Genomic DNA, 18761 nt, shown 5'->3' with positions numbered 1-18761 from the left:
CGCTGGTGGTCGCCGCCGGGTTCTCCGGGCACGGGTTCGAGTTCACGCCCGCCGTCGGCCGCGTGCTCGCCGACCTCGTGCTCGCCGACCTCGTGCTCGCCGACCTCGTGCTCACCGACGCGCCACCGGAACCGCGCTGGATTATTCCCGGCGCCGCCGGACCGGCCTGAGCTTCCCAGGGTGTGGTCGGCCCGCCGCCCGCCCCCCGACCTGACGCAGAATCCGGTCAGGTGAAGGGAAGGGGCGACGATGGCACAGGGCTTGCACCTCGCCGTGGCGCTGGACGCCGGGGAGCGCGACGGTGACGCGCGGTTCACCTCCGGCTTCTGGGGCGACCTGGTGCGGGAGGCGGAGCGGGGCCTGCTGGACCTCGTGACGATCGAGGACGACCTGGGGCCGGACGGGCGGCTGGACTCGGTGCTCGTCGCGGCCCGCGTCGCGCCGCTGACCTCGCGCATCGGGCTGGTGCCCACCGCCGTCACGACGCACACCGAGCCGTTCCACCTGTCGAAGGCGGTGGCGACGCTCGACTACGTGAGCACCGGGCGCGCGGGCGTGCGGGTGCGGGTGGCGCCGCCGGAGCACGCGAAGCACTTCGGGCGGCGCGGGACCGGGCTCGACGACCTGCCCGCGCTGCTGGCCGAGACCGCCGACTACGTCGAGGTGCTGCGGCGGCTGTGGGACAGCTGGGAGGACGACGCGGAGATCCGCGACGTCGCCACCGGTCGGTTCGTGGACCGGGACAAGCTGCACTACGTCGACTTCGAGGGCGAGTGGTTCAGCGTGCGGGGGCCGTCGATCACGCCGCGCCCGCCGCAGGGCCAACCGCCCGTCGCCGTGCTGTCGCACCAGCCGGACGTGCTCGCACTGGCCCGGGGCAGCGCGGACGTCGTGTTCACCACGCCGCGCACGGTCGACGAGGCGCTGGCCCTGATCGCCGAGGCCCCCGGCCCGGTGCACTTCGCGGACGTCGCGGTCGGGTTCGGCGGCGACGTGTCGTCCCCCGACGCGCTGGAGTTCGCGGGCACGCCCGCCGACCTCGCCGACCTGATCACCGAGTGGCACGCGGCGGGCGTCCCCGGCTTCCGGCTGCGGCCCACCTCGCCCGCCGACGACCTGCGGCTGATCACCGACGAGGTGGTGCCCGCGCTCCAGCGGCGCGGCGTCTTCCGCACCGCGTACACCGCCACCACGCTGCGCGGCCACCTCGGCCTGCCCCGCCCCGCGAACCGCTACGCCACCGCCGCGACCGAGAGGACCGTCGGGTGAAGCAGATCCACCTCGCCGCGCACTTCCCCGGCGTCAACAACACGACCGTGTGGAGCGACCCGGAGGCCGGCAGCCACATCGAGTTCTCCTCCTTCGCCCACCTCGCCCGGACCGCCGAGCGCGCCAAGTTCGACTTCTTCTTCCTCGCCGAGGGCCTGCGGCTGCGCGAGCAGGGCGGCCTGATCTACGACCTGGACGTGGTCGGCCGCCCCGACACGTTCACCGTGCTGTCCGCGCTCGCCGCCGTCACCACGCGCCTCGGCCTCGCGGGCACGATCAACTCCACGTTCAACGAGCCGTTCGAGGTGGCGCGGCAGTTCTCCTCCCTCGACCACCTGTCCGACGGCCGGGCCGCGTGGAACGTGGTCACCTCGTGGGACGCGTTCACCGGCGAGAACTTCCGGCGCGGCGGGTTCCTGCCGCAGGAGCAGCGCTACGAGCGGGCCGAGCGGTTCCTCGACGCCGCGTCCACCCTGTTCGACTCGTGGCGCTCCGGCGGGGAGTTCGCCCACCGGGACGAGCAGTTCGACATCTCCGGCCGCTTCGGCCTGCCGCGCTCGCCGCAGGGCAGGCCGGTGATCCTCCAGGCGGGCGACTCCGAGGAGGGCCGCGAGTTCGCCGCCGCCAAGGCCGACGCGATCTTCTCCCGGCACGCGACGCTCGACGCGGGCCGGGCGTTCTACGCCGACGTGAAGGGCAGGCTGGCGAAGTACGGCCGCGCGCCCGAGGACCTGGTCGTGCTGCCCGCGGCGACGTTCGTGCTCGGCGACTCCGACGAGGAGGCCCGGGAACTCGCCCACGAGGTGCGGCGGCAGCAGGTGAGCGGGCAGACCGCGATCAAGGTCCTCGAACAGCTGTGGAACCGCGACCTGTCCTCCTGCGACCCCGACGGCCCGCTGCCGTCCGTCGACCCGCTCGTGGACCCCGGCGGCGAGCACATCGCGCGCGGCCGGGCCAGCGTGCGGATGCACCGCGACCCGCTCGGCACCGCCCGGCAGTGGCGCGAACTGGCCGAGGCCAAGGGGTTGTCGATCCGCGAACTCGTCATCGAGACCAGCGCGCGGCAGTCGTTCGTCGGCTCGCCGTCCACCGTGGCGGCGCAGATCGACGACCTCGTGCAGGCCGACGCGAGCGACGGGTTCGTCCTCGTCCCGCACGTGACGCCCGGCGGCCTGGACGACTTCGCCGACCGCGTCGTGCCGCTGCTCCAGGAGCGGGGCTCGTTCCGCGCCGACTACACCGGCCCGACCCTGCGCGACCACCTGGGGCTCAAGTCGCCGCCCGGCTAGGGTGCGTGGTCGTGAGAGCACTCGTGGTGCGGGGCGGCTGGGCCGGGCACTCGCCCGTGGCGGCGACCGACGCGTTCCTGCCGTTCCTGCGCGACGCCGGGTTCGCGGTCGACGTGTCCGACTCGCTGGAGGTCTACGACGCGGCGCTGCCGTCCTACGACCTGGTCGTGCAGTGCTGGAGCGACGGCGAGCTGAGCGACGACCGGTTCGCCTTCCTGGAGGCGGCCGTGCGGTCGGGCACGGGCCTCGCCGGGTGGCACGGCGGGCTGGTCGACGCGTTCCGCGGCACGCGCGGGTACATGCGGCTGGTCGGCGGGCAGTTCGTCGCGCACCCCGGTGACTTCGTGGACCACCGGGTGGAGATCACCTCGACCCACCCGGTGGTGGCGGGCCTGTCCGGGTTCGCGCTGCGCACCGAGCAGTACTGGGTGCTGGCGGACGGGCTCAACGACGTGCACGCGACGACGACGTTCGCGCCCGCGGACCCGTGGCACGCGCCGCTCACCGTGCCCGCCGTGTGGACGCGCCGGTGGGGTGCGGGGCGGGTGTTCGCCTGCACGATCGGGCACGCGCCCGAGGACCTCGCCGTGCCGGAGGTGCGCACGATCGTGGAACGCGGTCTGCTGTGGGCGGCCCGCGCCAAGGGCTGACCGCGCTAAGGACTGACCGCGCCAAGGGCTGACCGGGACCGGCTGACCGGGACCGGCCGGCCCTGCCCGGTCCAGGCGCTGCCCGGTTCCGGCGCTGCCCGGTTCCGGCGCCGCCCGGTTCAGGCGCTGTCGGCGGGCAGGGCGGCGGGTTCGGAGTCGGCCAGGTTCTCCGGCAGCCGCAGCCCCTCGTGCAGCGGGACCAGCTCGGACTGGAGCACGAGCGCCGCCGCGCCGATCGCGGACGCCGTGGCGGCCGAGCGGGACAGGCGCACGTCCACGGTGTGCGCGGCGCGGGAGAAGAAGGCGCGGTCCAGTTCGTCGCGGACCACCGGCAGGTAGACCGAGCCGGCGATGGCGAAGCTCGGTCCCGTGAGGACCAGGACCTCCAGGTCCATGATGTTCGCCAGGGTCCGCGCGGCCACGGCGACGCAGCGGGCCGAGCGCTCCAGGATCGCCAGGGCCGACGGCTCGCCCCGGCGTGCCGCCCGGCTGACCGCCGCGAAGTCCGACGACACCGACCTCGTCCGACCGGTCAGGCCGGCGGAGCGGGCCAGCACCGGGTCCGCGCGCGCCGCCGCCACCACGGCCGCCGGGCCCGCCAGGGCCTCCACGCAGCCGCGCGCCCCGCACCAGCACTCCGGGCCGTTCGCGTCGACGCAGATGTGCCCGATCTCGCCCGCGTTGCCGCTGCTGCCCCGGTAGGTGATGCCGTTGATGACGAGGCCCGCGCCGATCCCGGTGCCCATGTAGAGCGCCGCCGAGATGGCCGTGCCGCCGATGCCGCCCGACCAGTGCTCGCCGAGCGCCGCGGCGGTGGCGTCGTTGTCCAGCACCACCGGCAGGCCGGTGGCGCCCTGCAACGCCTGGTCGAGCGGGAAGTCCTCCCACTTGCGCATGGACGGCGGGGTCAGCCCCATGCCGGTGGTCCCGCTGAGCGGCCCGGGGGAGACGAGGCCGAGGCCGAGGACCCGGGTGTGGTCCACGCCCACGCCGTCGATCAGGGACTTCACCTCGGCCGCCATCCGGCCGACGACGGTCCGCGGCTCGGCCGCGCCCGCGCCGGCCCGCGAGATGCGCGCGACGACGGACCCGCCCAGGTTGGTCAGCACGTACGTGATGCCGGCGTGGTCCAGGTGCACGCCCACCGCGTAGCGGGCGGAGTGGTTGAGCTGGAGCAGCACCCGCCGCTTGCCGCCGGTGGACTCCGCGCGCCCGGTCTCCACGACCAGGCCCTCGTCGATCAGCTTGCGGACGACCGTGGAGATGGTGGCGCCGGTGAAGCCGGTGGCGTTGATGAGGCCGACCCGGCTGATCGTGCCCGCCGCCCGGACCACGTCGAGCACGGCTGCCTTGCTGCTCGCGTGCTGCGTCGCCCGCGTCGGTCCGCTCACCAGGCACCCCGCGTCCGTCTTAGTTCGTTCGTCGGACGAAGGGTAGCAACTTGGCCGGCAGATGACGGCCAGGTGTTGACTTCGTTTCTTCGTTGACTTAACAATCTCGGTCAACGCGGGACCGCGGCCGGTCTCGGGCCACGAGAGGAATCAACGATGTTCCTGAAGGCAAGGCGCCCCTCCCGAGCGCGTGCGGCGGCGGCCGGACTGGCCGCGGTCGCCCTCCTGGCGACCGCCTGCGGCGGGTCGGACGCGGCGAACGACGCGGACAAGGACACGCTGGTCGTCTACACCGGGCAGTCCGGTGACTGGCAGGTCAACTTCAACCCGTTCTCGCCCACCATGCTCGAAGGCCCGGGCACGATCTTCGAGCCGCTGTTCTTCTTCAACAACATCCGCGACGTCGAACCGCGCCCGCGCCTGGGCAAGAGCTTCACCTGGAACGAGGACGGCACGAAGCTCGACGTCGTGCTGCGCGACGACGCGAAGTGGACCGACGGCGAGAAGTTCACCGCCGCCGACGTCGTCTTCACCCTCGACATGGTCAAGAAGAACGCCGCCATGAACGGCACCGGCTACAAGGGCACCGCCACCGCGGTCGACGACGCGAACGTCACGATCACGTTCGACGAGCCGTCGTTCCTGGAGGGCCCGCAGGTCCTGGGCCGCATCTGGATGGTCCCCGAGCACAGGTGGAAGGACCTCGCGACGCCCGCGACCGACGTGGTGAAGGAGCCCGTCGGCACCGGCCCGTTCCAGCTGGAGGACTTCAAGGCCCAGGCGTTCACGCTCAAGGCCAACCCCTCCTACTACGAGGGCGAGCCGGCGCTGAAGAAGGTCCGCTACCTCGCGCTGTCCGGCAACCAGTCCGGCGAGGCCGCCCTGCGGCAGGGCCAGATCGACTGGCAGACCGGCCCCGTGCCGGACATCGCCAACGTCGAGAAGAACTACCCCGGGTACAAGGCCATCACCGTCCCGATGAACCAGACGGCCCTGTTCACCTGCTCGAACGCCGCGCTGGGCTGCCAGGGCCCGCAGACCGACGTGGCCGTGCGCAAGGCGATCTACTACGCCATCAACCGCACCCAGGTCAACCAGCTCGCCTTCGAGAACACCTCCAGCGAGATCTCGCCCGGTGCCGCGCTGGTCGAGCGGGACAAGGACGTCGTCTCCGCCAAGCTCCGGGAGAAGACCGCCCCCATGCAGCCGGACGCGGCCAAGGCCACCTCGCTGCTGGAGGGCGCGGGCTACGCCAAGGGCGCGGACGGGATCTTCGCCAAGGACGGCGAGCCGCTGGCCATGACGCTGAAGGTCGTCGCCGGCTGGACCGACTACATCACCGCCGTCGACACGATGACCCAGCAGCTCCAGCAGGTCGGCATCAAGATCACCGCCCAGCAGGTGTCCTGGAACGAGTGGTCCGACGCGCGCGGTCGCGGCCAGTTCGAGCTGCTGATCGACGCCCTGCACCAGGGCCCGGCCCCCGACCCGTACTACAACGCGTCCTACTTCTTCAGCACCGCCACGACGGCCGAGGTCGGCGAGGTCGCGAACCCGAACTTCTCGCGCTTCGCCAACCCGGCCGTCGACGCCGCGCTGACCGCGCTCAAGGGCATCGACCCGAAGGACGCGGCGGCCCGCCAGCCGCACTTCGACACCATCCAGACCGAGATCGAGGCGGCCATCCCGTACATCCCGGTGCTGACCGGCGGCACGACCAGCGAGTTCAACGCGAAGAAGTTCACCGGCTGGCCCACCCGGGACGACCTGTACTCGTTCCCGGCCGTCTGGGCGCGCCCGGAGCACTCGGAGATCTTCCTCAAGCTCAAGCCCGCCGGTCGGTGACCGCGCACTAGGGGACAGGCGGACCGATGAGGTACTACGCACGGAAGTTCGCGTTCTACCTGGTCGCCCTCTGGGCGGCGCTGACGCTGAACTTCTTCATCCCGAGGCTCATGCCGGGCAACCCGGTGGACATCCTCATGGCGAAGCTCGCGCAACGGGGCGGAACCGTGGACCCGTCGGCCCGCCGGGCGTACGAGCTGCTGCTCGGCACGAACAGCGGTGAGCCGCTCGTCGCCCAGTACTTCTCGTACCTGGGCAACATGTTCCGCGGCGACCTGGGCATCTCGGTGTCGGCCTTCCCGACGCCGGTGTCCGAGATCATCGCGGGAGCACTGCCCTGGACGCTCGTGCTCGTCGGCATCGCGACGTTCCTGTCGTTCGTCTTCGGCATCGCCCTGGGCACGTTCGTCGGCTGGCGGCGCGGCACCTGGCTGGACAGCCTGGTGCCCGCCACCACCGTGCTCGCCGCCGTGCCGTACTTCTGGCTGGCGCTGATCCTGGTCGCCGTGCTGGCCTCGGCGCTGGGCTGGTTCCCGCTGCTCGGCGGCTACGACGTCGTCCTGTCGCCGGGCTGGGACGCCGACTTCATCGGCTCCGCGATCTACCACGGCACGCTGCCCGCGCTGACCATCGTCCTCTCCTCGGTGGGCGGCTGGCTGCTGGGGATGCGCAACATGATGGTCTCCGCCACGGCGGAGGACTACGTGCTGACCGCCAGGGCCAAGGGCCTGCGCGACTCCCGCATCATGATCAAGTACGCGGCGCGCAACGCGGTGCTGCCGTCCGTGGCGGGCTTCGCGATCTCGCTCGGGTTCGTGGTGTCCGGCTCCGTGATCACCGAGCAGGTGTTCTCCTACCCCGGCATCGGCTCGAAGCTGCTCCAGGCCGTGCAGAACAACGACTACGCCCTCATGCAGGGCATCTTCCTGGTGATCACGGTCGCCGTGCTCGGCGCGAACCTCGTGGTCGACCTGCTCTACGCCGTCATCGACCCGCGCACCCGCGTCAGCGGCTGAGAAGGAGAGCGGACACCGTGACCAACCTCAGTCCCGTGACCGTCGCACCGCCGCGCGGCCGGTCGGGCTGGCGCTCGATGCTGCCGCGCTGGTCGCCGAAGCTGGCCGTCGGCCTCGGGCTCATCGCCGCCATCACCCTCCTCGGCCTGGTCGGGCCGCTGCTGGTGGGCGACCCGAACGCCATCCGCGACACCGGGCTCACCCCGCCGGGCGGCGAGTTCTGGCTGGGCACCACGCTGACCGGCCAGGACGTCCTCGCCCAGATCGCCCACGCCACCCGCGGCTCGCTGTACCTGGGCCTGCTGGTCGGCGTGATGGCGACGTTCCTGTCCGCCCTGTTCGGCATCGTCGGCAGCTACGTCGGCGGGTACGTCGACGAGGCGTTCTCGCTGTTCTCCAACGTCATGCTGGTCATCCCCGGCCTGCCGCTGGTGATCGTGATCTCCGCGTTCGTGCCCGCCGACCAGCGCGGGTCGTGGACGATCGCGGTGGTGCTCGCCATCACCGGCTGGGCCGCGTCCGCCCGCGTGCTGCGCGCCCAGACCCTGTCGCTGCGCAACCGCGACTACGTGGCCGCGGCACGGGTGGCGGGCGAGAAGCCGTGGCGCGTGATCACCGTCGAGATCCTGCCGAACCTGCTGCCGCTGCTGGCCTCGCAGTTCGTGTTCTCGGTCATCTACGCGATCCTCAGCGAGGCCGGCCTGTCGTTCCTCGGCCTGGGCGCGTCCAACTCGTCCACGCTCGGCACGATGCTCTACTACGCGCAGAACGGGTTCGCCCTCCAGCGCGAGGCGTGGTGGTGGTTCGTGCCGCCGGGCCTGATCATCGCCCTGTTCGGCTGCGGCCTGTCGCTGGTCAACTTCAGCATCGACGAGATCATCAACCCGAAGCTGCGCGACATCCCCCGCCGCCGGGCGGCCGACGTCGTCCGCGCGCCCGAGCCCGTGGCGCGCCCGGACGACGACGTGGTGCTGACCGTGCGCGACCTGTCGGTCGTCTACCGGGTCGACCGGCCCGTGCACGCGGTCGAGCGCGTGTCGCTCACGCTGCGCCGCGGCGAGATCCTCGGCCTCGCGGGCGAGTCCGGCTGCGGCAAGACCACGCTCGCCTACGCGGTCAACCGGCTGCACCGGCCGCCCGCCGAGGTGAGCACCGGCTCGGTCACGTTCCACGACCGCGACGGCGGTGACGTGGACGTCCTCGCGCTCGCACCGGGCGAGCTGCGGGCGTTCCGCTGGTCGAAGCTGTCCATGGTCTTCCAGGGCGCGATGAACGCCCTCAACCCGGTCATCACCGTGCGGGCGCAGCTGGAGGACGTGCTCACCACGCACCGCCCGGGGATGACCCGGGAGCAGCGCCGGGCCCGGTGCGAGGAGGTGCTGGAGCTCGTCGGCGTCGACGTGCGGCGGCTGACGTCCTACCCGCACGAGCTGTCCGGCGGGATGCGGCAGCGCGTCATGATCGCCATGGCGCTGCTGCTCGACCCGCAGGTCATGATCATGGACGAGCCGACCACCGCCCTCGACGTGGTCGTGCAGCGCGGCATCCTGCGCGAGATCCTGCGGCTGCGCGACGAGATCGGCTTCGCCGTCCTGTTCATCACGCACGACCTGCCGCTGCTGCTGGAGCTGGCCGACCGCATCGCCGTGATGAAGGACGGCGAGGTGGTCGAGTACGCCACCGCGCGGGAGGTGCACGAGAACCCGTCCCACCCGTACACGCGGCAACTGCTCGACTCGTTCCCCAGCCTGACCGGCGAGCGCGGCGCGTTCGTGCGGTCCGGCGAACCCACGGCACCCGGAGGCGTCCGATGACCGCGTTGGAGGCGAAGGGGCTGGTCAAGGACTTCCACGTCCGGGTCGGCCTCAAGCGGGTGAAGCTGCGCGCGGTGGACCGCGTGTCGTTCACCCTCACCCCGGGCCGCACGGTGGCGCTGGTCGGCGAGTCCGGCTCCGGCAAGTCCACCATCGCCCGGATGATCGCCCGGCTGGAGAAGCCCACCGGCGGCGACATCGCGGTCACCGACGAGGCCGGGCGGCGGGTGCCCGACCGGCGCTACCGCGACCACGTGCAGATGGTGTTCCAGGACCCGTTCGCCTCGCTCAACCCGTTCCACACCATCGCCCACCACCTCGAACGACCGCTCAGGCTGCACGGCCGGCCGCACGGCCGGGACGAGGTGGTCCGGCTGCTCGACCGGGTGTCCCTGCCCGGCCGCGACATCGCCGACCGCCGCCCGCACGAGCTGTCCGGCGGCCAGCGGCAGCGCGTCGCCATCGCCCGCGCCCTCGCGCCCGGCGCGAAGGTCGTGGTGGCCGACGAGCCGGTGTCCATGCTGGACGTGTCGATCCGGCTCGGCGTGCTCAACCTGATGGCCCGGTTGCAGCGGGAGGAGGACCTCGCCGTCCTCTACATCACGCACGACCTCGCCACCGCCCGGCACTTCTCCGACGACATCCTGGTGCTCTACAAGGGCCGGGTCGTCGAGCGCGGGCCCGCCGACGAGGTGATCCTGAACCCGCAGCACCCGTACACGAAGATCCTGGCGTCCGCCGCGCCGAACCCCGACGCGCGCGGTCGCGTGCTCGACATCGACCCGGCCGAGGTCGAACGGGCCGGCGCCGCCGCCGCGTACGACCACGGCACCCGCCGGTGGGAGGAGGCGACCCCGTGACGCTGACCTGGTCGACCGGCGCGGTGCGGCTCGTGCTGCGCACCGGCGACGGACCCGTGAGCCTGCTGTCGCTGCGCCCCGACGGCCCGGTGGACGGCGTCGGCGTGCCGCTGGTCGAGGTGCAGGCGCTCGGGCACGGCCGGTTCCCCGGCAGCCACCGCTACGCCGACACCACGATCGGCGCGCGGCTGCGCTACCGGGAGCACCGGGCGTCGGCGGACGAGCTGCGCGTCGTGCAGCACGACGAGGTGACCGGCCTCGTCGTCACGTCGGTGTTCCGGGGCGTGGCCGGCGTGCCCGCCGTGCGGACGTGGACCGAGGTGGCGGCCACCGGCGACCCGGTGCACCTCCAGGCCGTGACGTCGCTGTCCACCGGGGCGTTCCTGGTCGACTCCGGCCGCGCGGTGGACGACGTGGACCTGGTGCACGGCGACTCGGACTGGGTCGCCGAGTCCCGCTGGCACCGCACGCCGCTGCGCGAGGCCGGCCTGGTCGCGATGGACCCGGCCGCGCACCACCACGCCTCGCGCAGCCGGTTCGCGCTGACCTCGCGCAGCTCGTGGTCCACCGGCGAGCACCTGCCGTCCGGCGCGCTCGTGGCCCGCGACGACAGCTGGGCGCTGGCGTGGCAGGTCGAGCACAACGGCGCGTGGCACTGGGAGGTCGGCGAGACCGTCGACGGGGCCTACCTGGCGCTGCTCGGCCCGGCGGACGGCGAGCACCAGTGGGCGCGGGTCGTGACGGCCGACGAGGGCTTCACCACCGTGCCCGTGTCGGTGGCCGTCGCCGCCGGCGGGGTCGACGAGGCGTTCGCGGCCCTGACCCGGCAGCGGCGGGCGACGCGGCGCGACCGGCGCGCCCCGCACCTCCCGGTGGTCTTCAACGACTACATGAACACGCTGATGGGCGACCCGACGACGGACAAGCTGCTGCCGCTGGTCGACGCGGCGGCCGACGTCGGCGCGGACTGCTTCTGCGTGGACGCCGGCTGGTACGACGAGGACGGCGGCTGGTGGGACAGCGTCGGCGAGTGGCGGCCGTCCCGCACCCGCTTCCCCGGCGGCCTCGGCGAGGTCACCGAGCACATCCGGTCGCGCGGCATGGTGCCCGGCCTGTGGCTGGAGCCCGAGGTCGTCGGCACCCGCTCGTCGCTCGCCCGGACCCTGCCCGACGACGCGTTCTTCCAGCGGCACGGCGCGCGCGTCGGCGAGCACGGCCGGTTCCACCTGGACCTGCGCCACCCGGCCGCGGTCGCGCACCTGGACGAGGTGGTCGACCGGCTCGTCGGCGACCTCGGCGTCGGCTACCTGAAGCTGGACTACAACATCATGCCGGGCGCGGGCACCGACGTGGGCGGCCTGGCCCCCGGCGACGGCCTGCTCGGCCACAACCGCGCCCACCTGGCGTGGCTGGACTCCGTGCTGGCCCGCCACCCCGGGCTGCTGCTGGAGAACTGCGCGTCCGGCGCGATGCGGATGGACTACGCGCTGCTGTCCAGGCTGCACCTCCAGTCCACGTCGGACCAGCAGAACCCGTTGCTGTACCCCAGGATCGCCGCCGCCGCGCCCGCGTCCGTGCTGCCCGAGCAGTGCGGGAACTGGGCGTACGCGCAGCCGGGCATGACGCCGGACGAGGCGGTGTTCACCCTGGCGACGGGCGTGCTGGGCCGCCTCTACCTGGCCGGCCGGGTGGACCTGATGGACGAGGACCGGCGGGCCCTGGTCCGCGAGGCCGTGGCGGCGCACAAGGCGCTGAGGCCGGAGATCGCCCGCTCCACCCCGTTCTGGCCGCTGGGCCTGACCTCCCGCCCCGGCCCGTGGGTGGCGGCGGGCCTGCGGGGCGCGGCGACGCACCTGGCCCTGTGGCGCCTGCCGGACGCGCCGCCCGACGTCGCCCTCCCCGTGCCGCACCTGCGCGGGCGGTCCGCGGAGGTGACCCCGGTGTTCCCGCTGTCGGCGCCGTCGTGGGACTTCGGCTGGGACGCCGCCGGCGGCGTGCTGCGGGCCCACCACGACGGCACCGCACCGGCCGCCGTCGTGGTGGCGCTGGGGGCGTGAGTCACACCGCCGTCGCCCGCAGCAGCACCAGCCGCTCCGGGTACTGCACCGGGGCCTGCACGCCCGCCGACCCGAGCACCCGGCCCGGCAGCACGACCCCCTCCGGGGTCCACCACGGCAGCCGCACGCCCCAGTCGTCCGCGTTCCCGTCCGGCACGTCGCCCGGCGCGAGGGGCCGCACGCGGTAGCGGCGGTCGGGGGACAGGCCCGGCAGGCGGACCGGGCCCGGCGGGTACGAGGCGGACGTCGCCACCGACACGATCGCGAACACGGCGTCCGAGCCGTCCTCGGCCACCACGCCGTGCACGTCGAACGCCGGGTCGGGGTGGTCGCCGTGCACCGAGGTGCCCGTGTGCAGCAGGCCGCGCAGCGACTTGTGGAGCGCCACCCACTCCGCCAGGCGGGCCCGCTCGTCCGGGGTGGCCGCGGTCAGGTCCCACTCGACGCCGAAGTGGCCGAACAGGGCCGTGCCCGCCCGGAAGTCCAGCGGGTGCCGCCGGTGCGTGGTGTGGGACGACGCCGCGCCCACGTGCGTGCCCATCAGCTCCAGCGGGATCAGCGCGTTCGTCCAGCGCTGCGCCGACTGCCGCTCCAGGGCGTCGATGCAGTCCGACACCCACACCCGGTCGGTGCGCTCCAGGACCTCCAGGTCCACCCGCGCGCCGCCGGACGAGCACGACTCGACCTCCACGCCGGGGTGGCGGGAGCGCAGCTCGTCGAGCAGCCGGTAGACGGCGAGCGTCTGCCCGTGCACGCCCGCGCGGCCGGTGGGGCGGTGGCCCGCGTCGACCAGGTCCCGGTTGTGGTCCCACTTCAGGTACGACACCGGGTAGGTGGACAGCAGGTCGTCCAACCGCTCCAGGACGTACGCGTACGCGCCCGGCTGGGCCAGGTCGAGCACCTGCTGCGACCGCGCCGCGCCCGGCAGCCGGTCGCCCGCCGCCATGAGCCAGTCGGGGTGCGCCCGCGCCAGGTCGGAGTCGGGGTTGACCATCTCCGGCTCGACCCAGATGCCGAACTGCATCCCCAGGCCGGTCACGTGGTCGGTCAGCGGCGTCAGCCCCTCCGGCCACACCTCGTCGGACACGTACCAGTCGCCCAGGCCGCGCTTGTCGTCGCGGCGCGAGCCGAACCAGCCGTCGTCGAGCACGAACCGCTCCGCGCCGATCGCCGCCGCCGCGTCCGCCAGCGCCGTGAGCCGCGCGAGGTCGTGGTCGAAGTACACGGCCTCCCACGTGTTGACCACGACGGGGCGCGGCGACACCGGGTGCGTCGGGCGCGACCGCAGGTGCCGGTGGAACCGGGCGGACACCTCGTCCAGGCCCACGCCCCACGACGCGTACTGCCACGGCGAGGTGTAGGTCTCGCCGGGCGCCAGCACGACCTCGCCGGACAGCAGCAGCTCGCCCGAGCCCAGCAGCGACACCGAGTGGTACGTGCGCTCGGCGAACGTGCGGTGGTTGCCGGACCAGGCCGTGTGCACGGCCCAGACCTCGCCGGTGCGGTTGCCGAAGCCCTCGACGCCCGCCGCGAGCAGGTACGCCGAGTCGTAGCCGGTGCGGCCGGTGCGGTTCTCGCGCACGCGCAGGCCCTGCGTGAAGCGGGTGCGCTGCGGGCTGCGCTCGCGCGTCCAGCGACCGGTGAAGTCCAGCAGCTCCACGGCCTCGGCGGGCACCGGCAGGGTCAGCGAGACCGCGTCCACCGCGAACGGCCCGGAGCCGGTGTTGGTCAGCGACGCCCGCTGCCGCAGCAGGCCGGACGGCAGCAGCTCGACGACCAGCTCCAGCCCGAGCCCGGCCGCCTCGTCGACGGCGCGCACCAGCGGCCCGTCCACGGACACGACGCGGAACGCGGTGGAGAAGTCGCGGCCGTCGCGGTTGCCGGTGACGCCGGGCGTGCCGAGCCAGCCGGCCGACTGCTCGGGCAGCACGGCCACGTCGACCGCCCCGTCCACGGAGAACCCGATGGGGTGCGGCGCCTGCGCCAGCACCACCGCGCCCAGCTCGGCGTCGGTCAGCTCGCCCAGGTCCGCGCCCCAGTGGCGGACGCGGGGGAGGGTGCCCCCGGAGAAGTCGAGGACCACGCTCACCCCCGCCGCCCGCAGGTGCGTCACGTCCGCCACTCGTGGCCTCCCTCGTCGACGATGAAGCTCGTTGACTTACTTTAGTTGCTGGCGTAAGAATCGCCATACCTTGATGTTCACAAGGCGGAAACCCACCGCCGCGCCGGGAAGCGCCGGGAAAAGAGGAACGATGATCCGCACGACCTTGCACGACGGGTGGCGCCTGCGCGCGGTGGGCGGGCCGGTCCCGGACGGCGTCGCGGACCGGGAGGTCCCGGCCGCCGTCCCCGGCAGCACGCACCTCGACCTGCTCGCGGCGGGCCTCATCCCGGAGCCCTACCTCGACACCAACGAGGCCGAGCTGGCCTGGATGCACCGCGCCGACTGGCGCTACGCCACGACGTTCGAGGCCGGCGCGGCGCGGGACGGCGAGCAGGTCGAGCTGGCGTTCGACGGCCTGGACACCGTGGCGACCGTCGAGCTGAACGGCCACGTCCTCGGCAGCACCGCGAACATGCACCGCTCGTACCGGTTCGACGTGCGCGACGCCCTGCGCGACGGCGCCAACGAGCTGGTCGTCACCTTCCGCTCCGCCCTCACCCACGCGGAGGAGCAGGAGAAGGCGCTGGGCGCGCGCGACCGCGCCTACGGCCACCCGTTCAACGCGGTGCGCAAGATGGCCTGCTCGTTCGGCTGGGACTGGGGCCCCGACCTCCAGACCGCGGGCATCTGGAAGCCGGTGCGGCTGGAGCGCTGGTCCGACGCGCGCTTCCGCGAGGTCCGCCCGCTGGTCGCGGTGGACGCCGACGGCACGGGCCGGGTCGAGGTGCACGTCGCCGTCGACCGCGCGCGGGACGCCGACCTCGCCGTCGTCGTCTCCGTCGGCGGCGCGGAGCGGCGGGTCGCGGTGACCGGCGACACCGCCTCGGTGACCGTCGAGGTGCCGGGCGTCGACCTCTGGTGGCCGGTCGGCTACGGCGACCACCCCCTCTACGACCTGCGCGTCACCCTCGAAGCGGACGGCGCCGAGGTCGACGCGCACCACCGCCGCGTGGGCTTCCGCACGGTCACCGTGGACACCGAGCCCGACGAGGTCGGCACCCCGTTCACCTTCGTCGTGAACGGCACGCGCGTGTTCGCCAAGGGCGCCAACTGGATCCCCGACGACCACTTCCTCACCCGCATCACCCGCGACCGCCTGGCCCGCCGCGTCGACCAGGCCGTGACGGCGAACATGAACCTGCTCCGCGTCTGGGGCGGCGGCATCTACGAGACCGAGGACTTCTACGACGTCTGCGACGAGCGCGGCGTGCTGGTCTGGCAGGACTTCCCGTTCGCCTGCGCCGCCTACGCCGAGGAGTCCCCGATGTGGGAGGAGGTCGAGGCCGAGGCCCGCGAGAACGTCGCCCGGCTCACCTCGCACGCCTCCCTCGCGCTGTGGAACGGCAACAACGAGAACCTGTGGGGCTACCGGGACTGGGGCTGGCAGGAGCAGCTCCAGGGCCGCACCTGGGGCCTGGGGTTCTACCAGGAGCTGCTGCCCGCGATCGTCGCCGAGCTGGACCCGACCCGGCCGTACTCGCCGGGCAGCCCGTACAGCCCCGGCGACCTGCACCCCAACGAGGACACCCACGGCACCCGGCACGAGTGGGAGGTGTGGAACCGCGTCGACTACACCCACTACCGCGACCACACGCCCCGGTTCTGCTCGGAGTTCGGCTTCCAGGGCCCGCCCACCTGGGCGACCCTGACCAGGTGGGTGCACGACGAGCCGACGACGCCGACCTCGCCCGCGTTCCTGCTGCACCAGAAGGCCGAGGACGGCAACGGCAAGCTGGACCGCGGCCTCGCGCCGCACCTGCCCGCGCCCGGGTCCTTCGAGGACTGGCACTGGGCGACCCAGCTCAACCAGGCGCGCGCGGTCGCGTTCGGCGTCGAGCACTTCCGCTCGCACTGGCCGCGCACGGCCGGCGCGGTCGTGTGGCAGCTCAACGACTGCTGGCCGGTCACGTCGTGGGCCGCGGTGGACGGCGACGAGCGCCCCAAGCCGCTCTACTACGCGCTGAAGCACGCCTTCGCGCCGCGCCTGCTCACCGTGCAGCCGCGCGCCGGCCGGGACGCGCTGGTCGCCGTCAACGACACCGACGCGGTCTGGACCGGTGAGGTGGCGGTCACGCGGCAGACGTTCGCGGGGGAGGCCCTGGCGACGGCTACGATTCCGCTCGACGTGCCGGCGCGGTCGGTGGCGACGCTGGAGCTGGCGGAGGACCTCGTGACACCCGCCGACCCGAAGGGAGAGGTGCTGGTCGTGAGCACGGCCGACGCGCGCGCCGCGCACGTGTTCCGGGAGGACCTGGAACTGGCCTACGACCCCGCCCCGCTGACCGCCGAGGTCACCAGGGTCGACGGCGGCTACCGGGTGGACGTCGCCGCCTCCTCGTTCGCCCGCGACGTCGCGCTGCTGCCCGACCGGGTCGCCGAGGACGCCGTCGTGGACGACGCCCTGGTCCCGCTGGCCGCCGGCGAGTCGCACTCGTTCCTGGTGCGCACCTCCGCCGAGCTGGAGGACCCGGCCGCGCTCACCGGTCCGCTGGTGCTGCGCTGCGCCAACGACCTGGGCGCGGTGCGGACGTGACCGCCGGCTCCGCCCCCGGCGACCCGGCGGGCCCCGGCCAGGCGAGCACCGGGTCGGTCGGCCTGGTCCTGGCCCGGCCCGCGCGGCTGCTGGGCGCGGAGCCGTTCTTCATGGAGTTCATCGCGGGCATCGAGGAACGCCTGGCGGAGGACGACCGCTCCGTCCTGCTGCACGTCGTGGCCACCGAGGACGCCGAGATCGCCGCCTACCGCCGGTGGGCGGCGGGCGGCGTGGTCGACGCGGTGGTGGTCGTGAACCGCACCGTCGACGACCACCGCCCGGCCGTGCTGCGGGAGATGGGCCTGCCCGCGCTGTTCGTCGGCGAACCGGACGAGCTGGCCGTGCCCGCCGTCCGCTCGGACGACGCCGGGCCGGTCCGCGAGGTCCTCGCGCACCTGCTGGAGCTGGGCCACCGGCGCATCGCGCGGGTCACCGGCCCGCGGACCTTGTTGCACACCAGGGCGCGCACGGCCGCGCTGCTGGAGGGCTGCGCGGCGGCGGGCGTCGAGCCCGTCGTGCTGGAGGGCGACTACTCCGAGGAGTCCGGGGCCAAGCTCACCGCGGCGCTGCTGGGCGCCGCCGAACCGCCCACCGCGATCCTCTACGACAACGACGTGATGGCCGTGGCCGGCCTCGGCGTCGCCAAGGAGCTGGGCTTCGCCGTGCCCGACCGGCTCAGCCTCGTCGCCTGGGACGACTCGTCGCTGTGCCGCCTCGCCTCGCCCGCGCTCACCACGATGAGCGTGGACGTGCACCAGTTCGGCGTGACCGTCGCGGAGTCGGTGCTGGAGCTGGTCGGCGGCGGCGACGTCGCCGAGCGCTGGTCGCCCACCGCGACGCTCGTCCCGCGCTCCAGCACCGCCGCACCGCTCTAGAGGGAGACCATGACCCACCAGCCCGCCGCCGAGCGCTACGAGTCCATGCCCTACCGCCGGTCCGGCCGCAGCGGGCTGAAGCTGCCCGCCGTGTCCCTGGGCCTGTGGCACAACTTCGGCCACGACCGGTCGCTGGACGGCCAGCGGGCCATCCTGCGCCGCGCGTTCGACCTGGGCGTGACCCACTTCGACCTGGCCAACAACTACGGCCCGCCGCCCGGCAGCGCCGAGGAGAACTTCGGCCGGGTCTTCGCGCAGGACCTCGCCGCCCACCGGGACGAGATCGTCGTCTCCACCAAGGCCGGCTACCTGATGTGGGACGGCCCGTACGGCGAGTGGGGCTCCCGCAAGCACCTGGTGTCCTCGCTGGACCGGTCGCTGGGCCGGCTCGGCCTCGACCACGTCGACGTCTTCTACCACCACCGGCCGGACCCGGACACGCCGATCGAGGAGACGATGGGCGCGCTCGACCACGTCGTCCGCTCCGGCAAGGCGCTCTACGTCGGCGTCTCCAACTACTCGGCCGAGCAGACCCGGGAGGCCGCGGCCGTGCTGCGGCGCCTGGGCACGCCGCTGCTGGTCCACCAGCCGTCGTACTCGATGCTCAACCGGTGGGTCGAGGACGGCCTGCTGGACGTGCTGGACGAGGTCGGCGCGGGCAGCGTCGCGTTCTCGCCGCTGGCCCAGGGCGTGCTGACCGACCGCTACCTCGACGGCATCCCGTCCGGCTCGCGCGCGGCGGGCCCGTCGCCGTTCCTCAGCGCCGACCGGCTCGACGAGGCCACGCTGGCGAAGGTGCGGGCGCTGGACGGGATCGCGAAGGGGCGCGGCCAGACGCTGGCGCAGCTCGCCATCGCCTGGGTGCTGCGCAACGTCACGTCCGCCCTCGTGGGCGCGTCGAGCGTGCGGCAGCTGGAGGACAACGTGGCGGCCACCGCCCGGCTGGACTTCGACGCCGACGAGCTGGCCGAGATCGAGCGCCACCTGTGACGGCGCGG

At 73.5% G+C, this 18761-nt stretch carries 14 protein-coding genes; 12 read left to right on the top strand and 2 right to left on the bottom strand.

Annotated features, from left to right (window positions below):
- Positions 1 to 5: 5 nt before the first annotated feature.
- From ACRAKJ_RS36980 to ACRAKJ_RS36965, 4 genes are all read left to right on the top strand, one after another.
- Complete coding sequence (locus tag ACRAKJ_RS36980; RefSeq protein ID WP_438922956.1) at positions 6 to 170, top strand: hypothetical protein; 165 nt, start codon at positions 6 to 8, stop codon at positions 168 to 170.
- 79 nt (positions 171 to 249) lie between these two features.
- The gene (locus tag ACRAKJ_RS36975; RefSeq protein WP_438922955.1) at positions 250 to 1269 is read left to right on the top strand and encodes an LLM class flavin-dependent oxidoreductase; all 1020 of its coding nucleotides are present in this window, start codon (positions 250 to 252) and stop codon (positions 1267 to 1269) included.
- Positions 1266 to 2558 (top strand): NtaA/DmoA family FMN-dependent monooxygenase, encoded by a 1293-nt coding sequence (locus tag ACRAKJ_RS36970; RefSeq protein ID WP_438922954.1) that lies wholly within the window; start codon positions 1266 to 1268, stop codon positions 2556 to 2558. Before ACRAKJ_RS36975 ends, ACRAKJ_RS36970 begins: the two co-directional genes overlap by 4 nt.
- Positions 2559 to 2569: 11 nt before the next feature.
- Complete coding sequence (locus tag ACRAKJ_RS36965; RefSeq protein ID WP_438922953.1) at positions 2570 to 3208, top strand: ThuA domain-containing protein; 639 nt, start codon at positions 2570 to 2572, stop codon at positions 3206 to 3208.
- Between the two features lie 119 nt (positions 3209 to 3327).
- Here the strand turns inward: ACRAKJ_RS36965 and ACRAKJ_RS36960 are convergent, their stop codons facing one another.
- Positions 3328 to 4599 carry an ROK family protein gene (locus tag ACRAKJ_RS36960; RefSeq protein WP_438922952.1) on the bottom strand — a complete coding sequence of 424 codons (1272 nt, stop codon included), beginning with the start codon at positions 4597 to 4599 and terminating at the stop codon, positions 3328 to 3330.
- Positions 4600 to 4755: 156 nt separating this feature from the next.
- On the opposite strand from ACRAKJ_RS36960, the gene ACRAKJ_RS36955 reads away from it, so the two are divergent.
- From ACRAKJ_RS36955 to ACRAKJ_RS36935, 5 genes are read left to right on the top strand one after another with little or no spacing between them, the layout of a single operon-like run.
- Positions 4756 to 6444 (top strand): ABC transporter substrate-binding protein, encoded by a 1689-nt coding sequence (locus tag ACRAKJ_RS36955; protein WP_438922951.1) that lies wholly within the window; start codon positions 4756 to 4758, stop codon positions 6442 to 6444.
- A gap of 26 nt (positions 6445 to 6470) precedes the next feature.
- The gene (locus ACRAKJ_RS36950) at positions 6471 to 7460 is read left to right on the top strand and encodes an ABC transporter permease subunit (RefSeq protein WP_438922950.1); all 990 of its coding nucleotides are present in this window, start codon (positions 6471 to 6473) and stop codon (positions 7458 to 7460) included.
- Positions 7461 to 7477: 17 nt separating this feature from the next.
- The gene (locus tag ACRAKJ_RS36945) at positions 7478 to 9274 is read left to right on the top strand and encodes an ATP-binding cassette domain-containing protein (RefSeq protein WP_438922949.1); all 1797 of its coding nucleotides are present in this window, start codon (positions 7478 to 7480) and stop codon (positions 9272 to 9274) included.
- Positions 9271 to 10134 carry an ATP-binding cassette domain-containing protein gene (locus ACRAKJ_RS36940; protein ID WP_438922948.1) on the top strand — a complete coding sequence of 288 codons (864 nt, stop codon included), beginning with the start codon at positions 9271 to 9273 and terminating at the stop codon, positions 10132 to 10134. The genes ACRAKJ_RS36945 and ACRAKJ_RS36940 overlap by 4 nt, the downstream gene beginning before the upstream one ends.
- Positions 10131 to 12191, top strand: coding sequence for an alpha-galactosidase (locus tag ACRAKJ_RS36935; RefSeq protein ID WP_438922947.1), 2061 nt, complete (start codon positions 10131 to 10133; stop codon positions 12189 to 12191). The genes ACRAKJ_RS36940 and ACRAKJ_RS36935 overlap by 4 nt, the downstream gene beginning before the upstream one ends.
- A gap of 1 nt (position 12192) precedes the next feature.
- Here the strand turns inward: ACRAKJ_RS36935 and ACRAKJ_RS36930 are convergent, their stop codons facing one another.
- Entirely contained in the window at positions 12193 to 14313 is a 2121-nt protein-coding gene (locus ACRAKJ_RS36930; RefSeq protein ID WP_438922946.1) for an alpha-galactosidase, read from the bottom strand.
- 130 nt (positions 14314 to 14443) lie between these two features.
- Between ACRAKJ_RS36930 and ACRAKJ_RS36925 the strand changes: the two genes are divergently transcribed.
- From ACRAKJ_RS36925 to ACRAKJ_RS36915, 3 genes are read left to right on the top strand one after another with little or no spacing between them, the layout of a single operon-like run.
- On the top strand, positions 14444 to 16888 hold the full coding sequence (locus ACRAKJ_RS36925; RefSeq protein ID WP_438922945.1) for a glycosyl hydrolase 2 galactose-binding domain-containing protein: 2445 nt from the start codon (positions 14444 to 14446) through the stop codon (positions 16886 to 16888).
- On the top strand, positions 16885 to 17763 hold the full coding sequence (locus ACRAKJ_RS36920) for a substrate-binding domain-containing protein (protein ID WP_438922944.1): 879 nt from the start codon (positions 16885 to 16887) through the stop codon (positions 17761 to 17763). Before ACRAKJ_RS36925 ends, ACRAKJ_RS36920 begins: the two co-directional genes overlap by 4 nt.
- Before the next feature lie 9 nt (positions 17764 to 17772).
- Positions 17773 to 18753 (top strand): aldo/keto reductase, encoded by a 981-nt coding sequence (locus ACRAKJ_RS36915; RefSeq protein ID WP_438922943.1) that lies wholly within the window; start codon positions 17773 to 17775, stop codon positions 18751 to 18753.
- The last annotated feature ends 8 nt before the right edge of the window (positions 18754 to 18761 follow it).

The organism is Saccharothrix sp. DSM 118769 (assembly GCF_052936295.1).
The sequence above is the reverse complement of the archived record's forward strand: the minus strand, read 5'-3'. Positions and strand labels throughout refer to the sequence as shown.